This is a genomic window from Bacteroides sp. MSK.20.12, assembly GCF_019052435.1.
GTDB classification, from domain to species: domain Bacteria; phylum Bacteroidota; class Bacteroidia; order Bacteroidales; family Bacteroidaceae; genus Bacteroides; species Bacteroides xylanisolvens.
Genome location: NZ_JAHQVH010000004.1, coordinates 203,727 through 217,636, shown reverse-complemented (window position 1 = coordinate 217,636; position 13,910 = coordinate 203,727). Strand labels below are relative to the sequence as shown.

At 41.3% G+C, this 13,910-nt stretch carries 11 protein-coding genes; 2 read left to right on the top strand and 9 right to left on the bottom strand.

Annotation, left to right across the window (positions count from 1 at the left end):
• Window positions 1-27: 27 nt before the first annotated feature.
• From KTR06_RS04005 to KTR06_RS03980, 6 genes are all read right to left on the bottom strand, one after another.
• Window positions 28-1,419: a RagB/SusD family nutrient uptake outer membrane protein gene (locus tag KTR06_RS04005; RefSeq protein WP_120067392.1), complete on the bottom strand. Its 1,392-nt coding sequence runs from the start codon at window positions 1,417-1,419 to the stop codon at window positions 28-30.
• A 23-nt stretch (window positions 1,420-1,442) separates the two neighbouring features.
• A complete protein-coding gene (locus KTR06_RS04000; RefSeq protein WP_217289983.1) occupies window positions 1,443-4,886 on the bottom strand; it encodes a TonB-dependent receptor in 3,444 nt (1,147 codons plus the stop codon).
• A gap of 207 nt (window positions 4,887-5,093) precedes the next feature.
• A complete protein-coding gene (locus tag KTR06_RS03995) occupies window positions 5,094-6,083 on the bottom strand; it encodes a FecR family protein (protein ID WP_165861880.1) in 990 nt (329 codons plus the stop codon).
• 86 nt (window positions 6,084-6,169) lie between these two features.
• Entirely contained in the window at window positions 6,170-6,772 is a 603-nt protein-coding gene (locus tag KTR06_RS03990) for an RNA polymerase sigma-70 factor (RefSeq protein WP_217289982.1), read from the bottom strand.
• A gap of 149 nt (window positions 6,773-6,921) precedes the next feature.
• On the bottom strand, window positions 6,922-9,003 hold the full coding sequence (locus tag KTR06_RS03985; RefSeq protein WP_217289981.1) for a cytochrome c biogenesis protein CcdA: 2,082 nt from the start codon (window positions 9,001-9,003) through the stop codon (window positions 6,922-6,924).
• Window positions 9,004-9,018: 15 nt separating this feature from the next.
• Complete coding sequence (locus KTR06_RS03980) at window positions 9,019-9,318, bottom strand: Dabb family protein (protein WP_217289980.1); 300 nt, start codon at window positions 9,316-9,318, stop codon at window positions 9,019-9,021.
• A gap of 108 nt (window positions 9,319-9,426) precedes the next feature.
• Between KTR06_RS03980 and udk the strand changes: the two genes are divergently transcribed.
• Together udk and KTR06_RS03970 are read left to right on the top strand one after the other, a co-directional pair.
• Window positions 9,427-10,038, top strand: a complete 612-nt coding sequence (gene udk, locus KTR06_RS03975) for a uridine kinase (protein WP_032811070.1) — start codon at window positions 9,427-9,429, stop codon at window positions 10,036-10,038.
• A gap of 37 nt (window positions 10,039-10,075) precedes the next feature.
• The gene (locus KTR06_RS03970; protein ID WP_074909089.1) at window positions 10,076-11,467 is read left to right on the top strand and encodes a transglycosylase SLT domain-containing protein; all 1,392 of its coding nucleotides are present in this window, start codon (window positions 10,076-10,078) and stop codon (window positions 11,465-11,467) included.
• 94 nt (window positions 11,468-11,561) lie between these two features.
• Here KTR06_RS03970 and KTR06_RS03965 read toward each other — a convergent pair whose 3' ends face one another.
• The 3 genes from KTR06_RS03965 to KTR06_RS03960 form a co-directional block, all read right to left on the bottom strand.
• Window positions 11,562-13,106, bottom strand: a complete 1,545-nt coding sequence (locus tag KTR06_RS03965; RefSeq protein WP_217289979.1) for a sodium:solute symporter — start codon at window positions 13,104-13,106, stop codon at window positions 11,562-11,564.
• The gene (locus tag KTR06_RS24435) at window positions 13,103-13,228 is read right to left on the bottom strand and encodes a symporter small accessory protein (protein WP_004296931.1); all 126 of its coding nucleotides are present in this window, start codon (window positions 13,226-13,228) and stop codon (window positions 13,103-13,105) included. The genes KTR06_RS03965 and KTR06_RS24435 overlap by 4 nt, the downstream gene beginning before the upstream one ends.
• Window positions 13,229-13,296: 68 nt before the next feature.
• Window positions 13,297-13,899, bottom strand: a complete 603-nt coding sequence (locus KTR06_RS03960) for a nitroreductase family protein (RefSeq protein WP_004315984.1) — start codon at window positions 13,897-13,899, stop codon at window positions 13,297-13,299.
• Window positions 13,900-13,910 lie beyond the last annotated feature (11 nt).

Here is a 13,910-nt window from a genome sequence, read left to right as displayed (position 1 = left end):
TGTCTGAATTCTTTTAGTTTAACCCTATTAATATCCCGTATTCTGCCACAACAATTCTGTGTTGTTTATTCTTTCCAATTCCGTTTTGGGAATAGGATACAGGAATTGGTAATCCTGAATAATATGTCCTTCTGCTTTCATGGCTTCCTTAGCACCTCCCATACGTACCAAATCGAACCAACGCTGTCCCTCATAAGGAAATTCCTGTTGACGTTCCAGCATGATCGCACTACGGAAACTATCCTGGTCGGGTAACTCTGTAATCAAAATCGGAGACAATCCGGCACGGGTATGTACAGCATTCAAAGCAACCAAGGCTTCTGAATTCTGCAAATTACTGTAACTAATTTCATTCAAAGCTTCTGCGTACATCAACAATACATCGGCATAACGGAGAATAATCTGGTCATTACCAACAGTGTTATAAGTCGCGCTCTTGACATCTTTAAATTTATTCATGACACAGACCTTATCTTCCACCTTTACATAAGTAATCAAATCTTTCCGCTTATCCCCGTCTTTATAACATTCTTTCAGCGCCTTTGTCTGATTGGTATCGTCGGTCAGGTTAATAATAGAGAACCAGTATCCATGCCCTTCTCCTTCCACATCCTTATTAAAGCGAACAGCAAAAATGATCTCATCATTCATTTTATTATTTACATCAAAAACCCGGTCCGGAGTAGTCATCAGAGAATACTTACCTATCAATTGAGATAACACATTTCGAGCTTCCGTCCATTTATGGAAAGTGAGGTAAATCTTGCCGAGCAGTGCCATTGCAGCACTGGAAGTCACTCGTCCCATATCGGCACTTGCATAAGAAGACGGCAACATACTTTCATTAATAACCTGATTCAAATCACCGACAAGGAAATCATAAACCTGCTGGTCTGAACTACGTCCGATTTTCAGAGCTTCGGCCACTGTTACCACCTTATTAGTCATAGGTATTCCTCCCCACAGACGATACATATTAAAATAGGTAAGTGCACGAATGAAAAGGGCTTCTCCTTTATATTGTTTTTTCAGAGTAGCGTCAAAGTTGGCTTCATCAATCCTATCTAATATAAGATTACAACGATAGACTCCATTATTAAAATTCGCCCAAGCATTTTCCAGGATTCCATTAGAAGCTTTATCTGCAAACTGGTCGATATCATAACGGTCCTGCGTTCCGGCAGTAGGTGCGCTCAATGTCAAATTATCACTCCGATATTCGCAACACTCCGTAAAATAGGAAACCTGTGTCTGCAATTTAGAGTAACATCCCATCACAGCTACATTAAAATCGTCTGCTGTCTTATATACTTTATCGGTAGGCACACTGCTACTTGGTTCCAAATCGAAGAAACTATCTGTACAAGCAACTGATAGAAAAGCAGTTGACAAGAATAGTATTAGTTTATATTTTTTCATACAACGTGTATTTTAAAGGATGATTAAAGAGTTATATTCAATCCGAATAAGAATGTTTTAGCCAATGGATAAGTACCATAGTCCTCACCCGGTGAAAGAGAATTAGACGGCCGGGCATTCACTTCCGGATTGTATCCGCTATAATTAGTTGAAGTCCAGAGATTTTGTCCGGAAACGTATACTCTCAACTTTTCTACAAAAAAGCGCTGGGTCAGATTCTTCGGCAGAGTATATCCCAGTGTCACATTCTGCAACCGCAGATAAGAACCATCTTCCAAATGCCAGGTTGACGTACGTCCATTATAACCTTTTGATTTACGATTGGCACGATTCACCTGACCGTTTCCCGGATCTTCCGGACTCTTCCAACGATTCAAGGCGATGGTAGTACCATTGGTATTGCCTTCCAGATTATCAATGTAACGGCGATTCAAGTTCAGAATCTCATTACCATACACTCCCTGGAAATTGAAATCAAGATCAAATCCCTTAAACCACACTTTTCCTCCGAATCCATAGGTGAAATCAGGCATATAGTTACCTACTATCGCACGGTCTTTATCCAAGTCCATCACGCCGTCTCCATCTACATCCACAAACCGGAAATCTCCGGGCTTGGTATTGCTGAAATGAGGATATTTCTTCAATTCTTCTTCATTGGAGAAAATACCATCCTGCACCAACAGATAATAACAGCCGATAGGTTCACCAACTTTCGTTATGTAATACGCATGATCTACGCTACCGGTAGATATGATAGGAGCATTACCCGGACCGAGCGCCTTTACTTCGTTTGTATTTGTAGCATAATTGGCATTGAATGAATAACCGAAATCTTTCGTTATATTCTTCTGCGAGGTCAATGCTATTTCCCATCCCCTGTTGTTCACTTTACCGATATTCATCAATGCAGTGCTATATCCGGTCAGATGAGGAACAGGTACGTTCAACAACATATTAGAAGTGTTGGTATTGTAATAATCCACAGTCAGCCCCAACAATCCTTTGAACATTTGTAAATCAATACCTACATTCACCATCGCATTCTTTTCCCAACTCAAATCCTCGTTTTTTATGGTACTAGGTTTATATCCATTCACCAACTGTCCATTGCCTGTACCGAGTATATAATTATCGGAAGCCATCAGAGACAGGTGGTCATAATTACCAATCTGAAAATTACCGGTAACTCCATAACTGGCTCTAAGTTTCAAGTCATCAACAAATGACAGGAATTTTGCTTTCGTGAAAAAGTCTTCTCCACTTATTCTCCATGCAAAAGAAGCAGAAGGGAAATATCCCCAACGGTTGTTTTTTCCGAAACGGGAAGAACCGTCTGCACGAATGGCTGCTGAAGCCATATACTTACCTTTATAGCTATATTGTACACGTGCCAGATAAGAAGCAATTGTCCACTGTGTTTTATCAGATGCACCTTTCGTCACCGTACCTCCGGAAATTGTTTGTATATAGTCATTCGGGAAATCGGTAGCCGTTACATTATCACCTTTATATGTTTCTTTTTGAGCCGATTGCACTAAAACGACATTGATAGAATGAGCATCCTTGATGGTCGTATTATAATTGATTTTATTCTCAACCAACCAGTTGAAGTAAAAACCGGATGAACTGTATGCAGTAGGATTCGACTTCACATCATAATATTTCTGTCCCAATAACGGAAGTTCCGATGAACGGTATTGATCGTTATGCGAACCGTAATAATCACCACCAAAAGAAATGTTATAGGTAAGCCCTTTATATAACTCCAATTCCGCAAAGACTTTTCCCACAATAGCCATACGATCTACAACATCCGATTGGAGGTTTGCCATGGCTACCGGGTTTAATACGGCATTGTGCTGATAGTCATTTCCAATTCTCCAATATCCGTTTCCCTGATAGTTATAACTTCCATCCGCATTATACACCGGCCATACCGGAGGCATCATCAAGGCTGATTGCACAATACCGTTAGACCCGGAAGCATCTACCCGGTTGGAAGTAGAATAAGAAGGAGAAAAATTCAGACCGAATTTCAGTCTTTTATATTTCCCGTCCAAATTCATACGCATACTATATTTCTTAAAATCGGAATTAATGATAATACCTTCTTTATCATAATAGTTGGCTGAAATAAAATAACCGACTGTTTTTCCTCTGCCGGAAATAGATACATTGTGGCTGGTAGTAGCAGCAGTACGGAATATAGCGTCTTGCCAGTCCGTATCGGTCAGTCCTTTGTCACCATTCAGATAAGGAAAGAGTTCGGTGGGGATACGTTCCCATGAGTTGGGACGCATCCCATTCGGATCATCCGGTGATCCACCGGGATTGGCATCCAGATAGGCGTTGTCATGCCCATCTTTTGCAAATTCGGCAAACTGATATGCATTCATCATTGAAAGTTTCTTCGAAACACTCTGGATACCATAATATCCATCATACTGCACTTTCATTTTCTCCGACTGCCCCTGTTTGGTTGTGATAATAATTACACCATTCGATCCACGACTACCATAAATAGCTGCCGAAGAAGCATCTTTCAAAACTTCTACAGATTCAACATCATTATTATTCAGATTGGCAAATCCACGTTCCACCGGTACACCGTCGATAATATAGAGAGGATCACTACCTGCATTCACTGTGCTGATACCACGAACACGGATACTTACGCTTCCTTCCGGATCACCACTAGGTTGCGTAACCTGTACTCCCGGCATTTTTCCCGCCAACGCCTGACGAAAATCGGAAGCGGAAACTTCTGCTATTTGTTCGGCTTTCACGGAAGAAATAGAAGTAGAAACATCTCTTTTTCTCTGAACACCATAGCCTACCACGACTACTTCATCGATCATCTTACTATCTTCCACCAACGTGATTTTTACCGTATTCTTATCTTTTGCAGAGATATTCACCGTTTTATAGCCGATATAAGAAATAGTCAGTGTGGCAGATTCTGGTACATTCATGATTGAATAACGTCCGTCGATATCGGTAATGGTACCACTGCCTTCTCCTTTAATCTGAACACTGGCACCAATCACCGGTTCTCCTTTATCATCTGCAACAATTCCCTGGATAGTGCGTGTGCGTTGAGCTGTTTCTTCCTTTTTAAGCGGCTGTTTGCTGACAGCAATTGTATGATCGGTCCTATTGAAATAAAGTTTGGCCTGGGTGGTTATCTCGCCCAGAATCTGTTTTAATGAAGCATTTTTAATGTCGAAAGAAACTCTCGGAGCTTTGTTCACTGTCTCCTGGTCATAGAGAAATTTAAAATTAGTCTGTTTGCTGATTTTATTGAAAACACTTTCTACCGGCTCATTTTGCACGCGAAGCGTTATATCGTGCTCTTTCAGTGTTTGAGCAGCAGCCGGAACAATTAAAATGAAGGTGAATAGTAAAAAAGCTAAAAACGAACAGCTATTTTTACTTATCCCTTTACAAATAAGAAGATTATTCATAAATTTGTGCGTTTTAGTAATTGACTAAAGTTATTAAAAACAAGCAATACGCGATACGTTATTCATTTGGGTCGAAGCTTATGAATATCCGTCCGGATTGCGGATAGGGGCATTCCTTTGGAGTGCTTCTATCATTTTAGGGGGTTCATGAAGGGGCTGTTTTCATCTATTATTCTTTTAAAGGTTGAACATTATCTTTTCTTCATCTCATTCTTTATAAAGAAGGACATTAATACCTTCTTTCTTATATTTGATATCACCGCTGATAAATTCGATGGATTTAAGTACGGCCTCCAGACTCTTATTATCGTGCTCACCGGTAATCAAATTGTTGAAATCCTGACCGGGAGCAAAAGTAATCCGGCAATTATATACACGCTCCAGTTCTTTTGCCACATCCCGAATCGGTGTACTGTAGAAACGTAAACCTCCTTTCATCCAGACAGCCACTCCCCTGTCTTCTGTTTTCTTGCTATATTCACCGGAAACCGTATTGATAAGCACTTGCTCTTTTGCGGTCAGCCTCATCATCGCTTCCGGTAAATCAACCTGTACTTTACCACTCTCCACACTCACAGATACAATCTCATCCGTTGAATAGGACTTGACATCAAAACGAGTACCCAATACCCGAACATCCAGCCGCTTTGTCTTTACAACAAATGGCATCTTTTCATTACGGGCAACACGGAAATATCCCTCACCTTCAAGTTCTATTTCACGGCTATCTCCCACAAAACGTTCCGGATAACGCACTTGAGAACAAGAATTCAATACCAAAAGAGTTCCATCCGGCAAAGTCACTTGTCTTTTCTCACCAAAAGAAGTGGTGACTTCGGCAAGCGTGACCTGCTGCTCATTCATATACCGGAAAAAGTTGACACTCCCTATTATAATGGCTATGACAGCCGCCGTACTAACCGCCACCACAGACGCCCGACGGAACCAGGTACGTTTTTTGTGTTCAATACGTTTCAATAACTGACGTGCCTCTCTCTTATATTTTTCCCGTTCCAAATCAGTAGCAGGTTGCAAGTTCCCGGATTCTTCCCAAACCTCTGCTGCCAGTTCATCCAATAAATCTTGGTTTTCTGCCTCTTTTATGCTTTGCAAAAGTTGCGAAGCCTCTTCCCGGGTATAAAGGTCATCCAGGTAACGATGCAATTTATCTTTTTCTGTTTTAGTATCTTTCATCATACATTCAAAATTAGGATATTAATTTCCTTCCCTTTGTATAAGTAATACACAAAAGTAAGAAAGAGCTAGGGTGTGATTAACATTTATTATAAGTTTAAACAAAATAGAATCAAAAGTATATCAGCTGATGTACTTGAATATTTAGTCAGATAAGAACGAATCACTTTCAGAGAAACAGAAATATGTTCCTGCACCGTATGAACAGAGACACCCAACGCTTCGGCTATTTCTTTATGAGACATCTGTAACTCACGGCTCATTTTGAACACTTCCCGTTGGCGGGGTGTCAATTGTTCCAATGCACGGGCAACAATCTCTTTCAAATCATTGAGCAAAATATGGTTATTGGTCTCGTTTGTTGAATCGATCGCTTGAGAAAGAATCTGTTCTTTCAGCTGATCTTCATTAGCCATGTCGCACAACTGATTCAGAATACGATTACGTACGATGGTATAAAGGTAGGAAGAAAAAGAGGCTTCGGGATTGATGAAACGACGAGTTTGCCAGACTACCGTAAATGCATCCTGAAAAATATCTTCAGCAAATTCACGCGACTTGACGAACTTCAGGGCGAAGTAGAGCAAACGATTCTTGTAAGCGGCATAAAGTTCGCAAAAGGCCTCTTCATCTCCGTCTATCAGACGGAGAACCAATTCCCGTTCATTTACAAGAGTGTCTGTTGCGTACATATTTTCTTTATTTTTGGGCACAAAGGTATTGTTATGATGTTACAAACGTATGTATTTTTTCTGAAATAAAAAAATAAAAGCGATCTCACCGAAAAGATGAGACCGCTTTTATTTCATTTATCATTCAAGACAGTGCCTTATCGAAGATTTTAATTTTTCCCTTTCTTATAATTCTCCAATCCGGTCTGCAAGAATTCGATATACTTAGGAATATCTTCGTTATAAGCATACGACTTATTCAACGGTTTACCCTGATTGTCCAACAATACATAGAAAGGCTGGGCGTTGGCTCCGAATTTCACACGTTGCAGATAACTCCATTTATCGCCGACAGTACGCAAAGTACGTTCTGTACCGTTCTCGATTATCTTTACGGGCTCTGTCAACGGAGTCTTATTATCCACGTAGAGAGTAATCAGTACATAATCGTTATTAATCAAATCACTCACTTTCGGATCAGTCCACACCGCTGCTTCCATCTTACGACAGTTTACGCAACCATATCCGGTAAAGTCGAGCATAACGGGCTTTCCGTTCAGACGGGCATATTCCATGCCTAAATCATAATCATCGAATTTCGCATGTACCTCGTTCTTATACAAATTGAAGTCTTGCGTCTGCATAGGCGGAGCAAATGCAGATACAGCCTTCAATGGTGCTCCCCACAAACCGGGAACCATATATACGGCAAACGCTAAAGAGATTAATGCCATAAAGAAGCGGGTGACTCCCACCTTATTATCATCGTCATCATGCGGAAATTTGATCTTACCCAACAGATAGAATCCAAGCAAAGCAAAGATTACAATCCACAGAGCCAGGAATGTTTCGCGGTCAAGCAGTCTCCAACCGTAAGCCAAGTCAGCTACCGACAAGAATTTAAGCGCAAACGCCAATTCGAGGAAACCCAGCGTTACTTTGATTACATTCATCCATCCACCGGACTTCGGCATAGATTTCAGCCAAGACGGGAACAGGGCAAAAAGTGTAAATGGCAATGCCAAAGCAATGGCAAATCCTAACATACCGATTGCCGGAGCAACCACACTTCCTGTGGTAGATACCTGTACCAGCAGAAATCCGATAATCGGACCTGTACAAGAGAAAGATACCAATGAAAGCGTGAAAGCCATCAGGAAAATACTTAGTAATCCGGTCGTAGATTCCGCTTTGCTATCTACTGCGTTTCCCCATTTCGAGGGTAGTCTGATTTCAAACGCTCCAAAGAATGAAGCGGCAAAAATCACCAACATCAGGAAGAAGAGAATGTTGAAAATAGCATTGGTAGATAAAGCGTTTAATGCGCTGGCACCGAAAACCAAGGTAATAGCCAAACCTAATGCCACATAAATCACGACGATAGATGCACCATACGTCCACGCATCACGAATTCCTTTCTTTTTGTCTTTACTGCGTTTCAGGAAAAAGCTGACTGTCATTGGAATAATCGGCCACACACAAGGAGTGAACAAAGCCAATAATCCTCCAAGGAACCCTGTAATAAATATATATATCCAGGACATATCTTCCTGACCGTGCTCCTCACCTAATGCTTGCAGATCACTGATAACGGGTTTCCAAAGTTCACTAGAGGCAACTGCCGGCTGAATATCCGTGGCTGCTTCCGTTGTAGTTGCAGGCACCAACTCCATCATAGCAGATGAGTCTTTCGAAGCAACAGAAGTTGCCTCTTCTTTCTTATCTGCCTTATCCACTACTTTTTGTTCCGGTTGTTCTGCTTTCGATTGTTCTGTTTTCGTTGCGGCAGCATTTCCGGCTTTTGCTACTCCCGAAAACTTGAATGGCACTTGAGTAGGAGGCAGACAACTCTCGTCATCACAAGCTCCGTATTCCAGATAACCTTCTATCGCGTAAGCTCCACCCGTAAATTTCACTTTCTGCACAAACTTTGCTGTATTCTCGAAATAACGTACCTTCATTTCGAACAATTTATCGAAAGTAGCTACTTCTTTGCCCACAGGTTTCAGTTTACCGACAAGCTCGACACCCGATTTATTATCAACATTAAATGTTGCAGAAATAGGACCGCCATCTCCCAGGTCGGTAGAATAAACATGCCAACCTTTATCAATGGCAGCCGTAAACACCACCTCTGCCTCCGTATCGGAGAGAGGTGTCAGTTCTGTTTTAAACTTTACCGGATCTTTGATCTGCGCTTGCAATGCATATACAACAAAGCTTAAAAGCAGGAAAGAAATTATTTTTCTCATCTTTATTTTTGGGGTTTATAATTCATAGTCTACGCATGCACGGCTTTCCTTCGTTTCAGCCAAAATCTTACCGGCAGCTACGTGGTCGGGATGTGTTGCGTAGAATTTCACATCTTCTAGTGTTTCAAACTCACTGTAAAGCGCAATATTCCATGTTTCACCAGGATTCATATTCAATCCGACTTCCACTTTGCGAATGACAGAGATTTTAGCAGGAAGAGCTTCTATCGCTTCCTTGAATTTAGTCATGACTACCAGTTTCTCTTCAGCAGGAACTTCGTCTTTTAACTTAAATAATACAATGTGTTTTACCATTACGTTGTTATTTTAATGAATTGTTTCTATATTTGTCTTGTTAATGCAATCATCGCATTAATAGTAATGCAAAAATACTCTATTTGGTTCAAATATACATTTAAAGAGATGTTAATTATAGGAATAGCAGGCGGAACAGGCTCCGGAAAGACCACCGTCGTACGGAAAATTATAGAAAGTCTCCCCGCAGGGGAAGTAGTACTCTTACCACAGGATTCATACTACAAAGACAGTAGTCATGTCCCGGTTGAAGAACGCCAGAATATCAATTTTGACCATCCCGATGCTTTTGAATGGAGCCTACTATCCAAACATGTCATGATGCTGAAAGAAGGAAATAGCATCGAACAGCCTACCTATTCTTATCTCACTTGTACGCGCCAGCCCGAAACGATTCATATCGAACCTCGTGAAGTGGTTATCATTGAAGGAATCCTTGCTTTATGTGATAAAAAGCTACGCAATATGATGGACCTTAAAATCTTTGTAGATGCCGATCCCGACGAACGCCTGATACGTGTTATCCAAAGAGATGTTATTGAGCGCGGACGTACTGCCGAAGCTGTAATGGAACGCTATACACGGGTTTTAAAGCCTATGCACCTGCAATTTATCGAACCTTGCAAACGATATGCCGACCTTATTGTACCGGAAGGCGGCAGTAATAAGGTAGCTATTGATATACTGACTATGTACATCAAGAAACACTTGAAGAGTTGAGAGTGGAGAATGGAGAGTTAAAAGCAAAATGTCAGGTATGAATGTCAAGACACTGATTATCCCTTTATTCCTCGTATTGTTCTGTTGTGTGTTCGGATGCCGGAACAAGCAACATAGTACAACGGATGAATCCACACGTGATCTTCCACAAATAAAAGATAGTGGCGAACTCGTTGTATTGACATTGTATAGCTCTACTTCCTATTTTATTTACCGGGGACAGGAAATGGGATTCCAGTATGAACTTAGCGAGCAGTTTGCCAAAAGTCTGGGACTAAAGCTTAGGATTGAAGTTGCCAACAGCGTTGACGAGATGATTCAAAAATTGCTGGCAGGCGAAGGAGATATGATTGCCTATAATCTGCCTATCACCAAAGAGTGGAAAGACAGTCTGCTTTATTGTGGTGAAGATGTCATCACCCATCAAGTGATTGTTCAACAAGGAAGAGGAAAACAGAAGCCATTAAAAGACGTAACCGAACTGGTAGGAAAAGATATATACGTAAAGCCGGGGAAATATTACGACCGCCTCGTCAATCTGAACAGCGAATTAGGAGGCGGCATCCGGATTCATGAAGTTACCAATGACAGTACTACCATCGAGGACTTGATAACGCAAGTGGCGCAAGGAAAAATTCCGTATACAGTAGCCGACAATGACCTGGCAAAATTAAATAAGACCTATTATCCTAATTTAAATATCGATCTGTCTATCAGTTTCGATCAACGGTCTTCGTGGGCAGTACGAAAAGACAGTCCCGAACTGGCAGCCGCCACTACTAAATGGCATCAGGAAAATATGACCTCTCCTGCCTACACAGCCAGTATGAAACGTTATTTTGAGAATAGTAAAATGATGCCCCACTCTCCTATCCTTTCATTGAAAGAGGGGAAAATTTCTCATTATGATGATTTATTCAGAAAGTATTCCAAAGATATCGGATGGGATTGGCGTATGCTGGCGTCACTAGCCTATACTGAATCTAATTTCGATACCACAGCTGTTTCCTGGGCTGGCGCCAAAGGACTGATGCAGTTAATGCCTGCCACCGCCCGGGCAATGGGAGTACCTCCCGGCAAGGAGCAGAATCCGGAGGAAAGTGTGAAAGCGGCTATCAAATATATCGCCGCCACCGACCGCAGTTTCAGTATGATTCCCGACAAACAGGAACGACTCAACTTCATTCTGGCATCTTATAATGCCGGCTTGGGACATATATACGATGCCATGGCGCTAGCCGAAAAATACGGAAAGAACAAACTAGTATGGAAAGACAATGTAGAAAACTTCATCCTGCTCAAAAGCAACGAAGAATACTTTACCGACCCTGTCTGCAAAAACGGGTATTTCCGTGGTATCGAGACTTACAATTTCGTACGTGATATCATGTCGCGCTACGAATCCTACAAGAAGAAAATAAAAGCATGATTAATATTAAGTATCAAGTATTAAGTATTAACCGTGGCCTTTGAGATGTTTATCCGCATGGCGTAATACTTAATACTTGATACTTACTTAATACTTATTTTTTGGTTATTAAGCTGATTACGATGATGGCTAATACAGATAATGGTAAGGCAAATAATATCGGATCAATCACAGGGAAAGGATAAGTGGTAATCAATACATCCCGTCCAAATAATGCTTTGCAGATACCTAATGCTGCAGATTCTTTCTGATGAAGAAATACAAGGGCAAACAGGCTACCGATTGTTCCGACCCAAAGACTTGCCATGACACCCTGCTTAGTAGCTTTCTTCCAATATAAAGCACAGAAATAGGCTGGAAGGAAAGCTGCAGCACAAATCCCCATAAAGATAGAAGTTCCACGGGCGATAATATCATGAGGCAACATATAGCAAATAATGTAGCTGACCAGAATAGAGAACAATACTCCCAGACGAATCACGTTGGTCAGTTTATTCCGCGAACGGGGTTTATAAGTTCCATAGATATCAGAACCTACCGAAGCCCCCATTGTATGGAACTGCGAGCTTAGTGTAGACATACTGGCCGAAAGGATACATAACATAAAGAGTGCGGCAAACCAGTCGGGCATCGCTTTATTAATAAAATATGGAATAATCTTATCGATGTCCTGCACTACTTCGGTAGCAACCGCTCCTTCTGTTTTCAGGAAGAAAAGGTTACTCAAAGCTCCGGCATGATAGATAGCTCCTACTGTTATAATCAAAAAGAAACAACCGATAAATACACCGCGGTTTAATTGTTTGCTACTTTCCACAGTCATAAAACGAACCACTAGCTGGGGTTGCGCAAGACATCCGATTCCTACTCCTAAAATAAGGGAAGTAACAAGTGAGTACCATTGCGGTGAACCTGTAACAGGCATTGCAGTCCATCCCTGATGTCCCAATGCTTTAAATTTTTCCGGGACTAACGGAGCAATAGCAGTCAACTCTTTATTCGCCTCGGTAAAACCCATACCGAGCACCTGGTATAAAGAGAATAATAGAAACAGCATGCAACCGAACATGATTACTGCCTGCAACGCATCTGTATACATGACTCCTTTCATACCGCCTGCAATAACATAAGCAGCAATAACCAATGTAAATATCAACAAAGAGATATTGAAATCAATCTGAAAGATCTGTTCGATAAATACAGCTCCACCTTTCATCACAACTGCTGCATAAAGCGGCATTCCGACAAAAATAACAGCAGCAATAAATACCTGTATATTACGGGAACGAAAATGACACCCTAATAATTGAGGAAAAGTGCTCACATTCAGTTTTGCACCCATACGCCGGGTGCGTAAACCGAAAAAGATAAAAGCAATGACAACCCCAATAAACATATTCAGGAAACAGAGCCACTGAATACCCATTCCGAAAGCTGCCGCCACTCCTCCAAAACCTACAATAGCAGATGCAGAGATAAACGTAGCACCGTAAGAAAGTGCCATAACAATAGGATTCATCTGACGTCCGCCTACCAGATAGTCACTGGTATTCGTTGTTTTCTTGTATCCCAAAAAGCCGAGGTAAGCAAGTGACAGGAGATATCCTATCACAATCAAGCCGAGTGTAAATGTATTCATCGAGTTTCGTCTTTTTCGTCGTCCTTATTCCAATACTTCAGCCCAAACCAGGCAGCAAAGATCACACATACCACTGAAAGAAGGTAAGGCAGAATTATAAAAGGGTCGTCTATTCCAAACATTTGCGTATCAGATTTTAATTAGCGTTGCAAATGTAAGGAAATTATTGAAAAGACAAAACTTTTGCTTACTAATACTGATTATAATGTATCTTTTTCTCGTCAAATTTCTGTTTCGGGTTCTCTTTTGTAGCCGGATAGCCGAAAGGAATGACACAAAGCGGAAGGATATTATCAGGTAGATTGGTATATTTGCGTACCACCTGCATACGGTCTTCATAAGGATAGGCAGCCGTCCATACAGCCCCCAGTCCCAGACTTTCGGCAGCCAGCAGAATATTTTGCGCTGCTGCTGAACAATCCAAATACCAATAAGACGAACGTACAGAATCTCCGCAGACAATGATAGCGTTACGGGCTTGGGTTAACATCTTTGCATAAGGAAGCGCAGCAGCCATTGAATCCAGTTTGGCACGGTCGGATACTACTATAAACTCCCAAGGACGGACATCTTTACCCGAAGGGGCAGCCATTCCGGCACGAAGCATCAAGTCTATTTTCTCTTTCTCCACTCCCTTATTCAGATAAGTACGCACACTTTTACGTGCGAAGATATTATCCAAAGCAGCATTTCCGGTTTCGGACGTTCCTTTTTCTTCTTTGGTAGAAGAACATGCGCTCATAGCAACAACTATTGCTGCAATCAGACATAAGAAAGAGAAAATCTTTTTCATTGTGATACTAT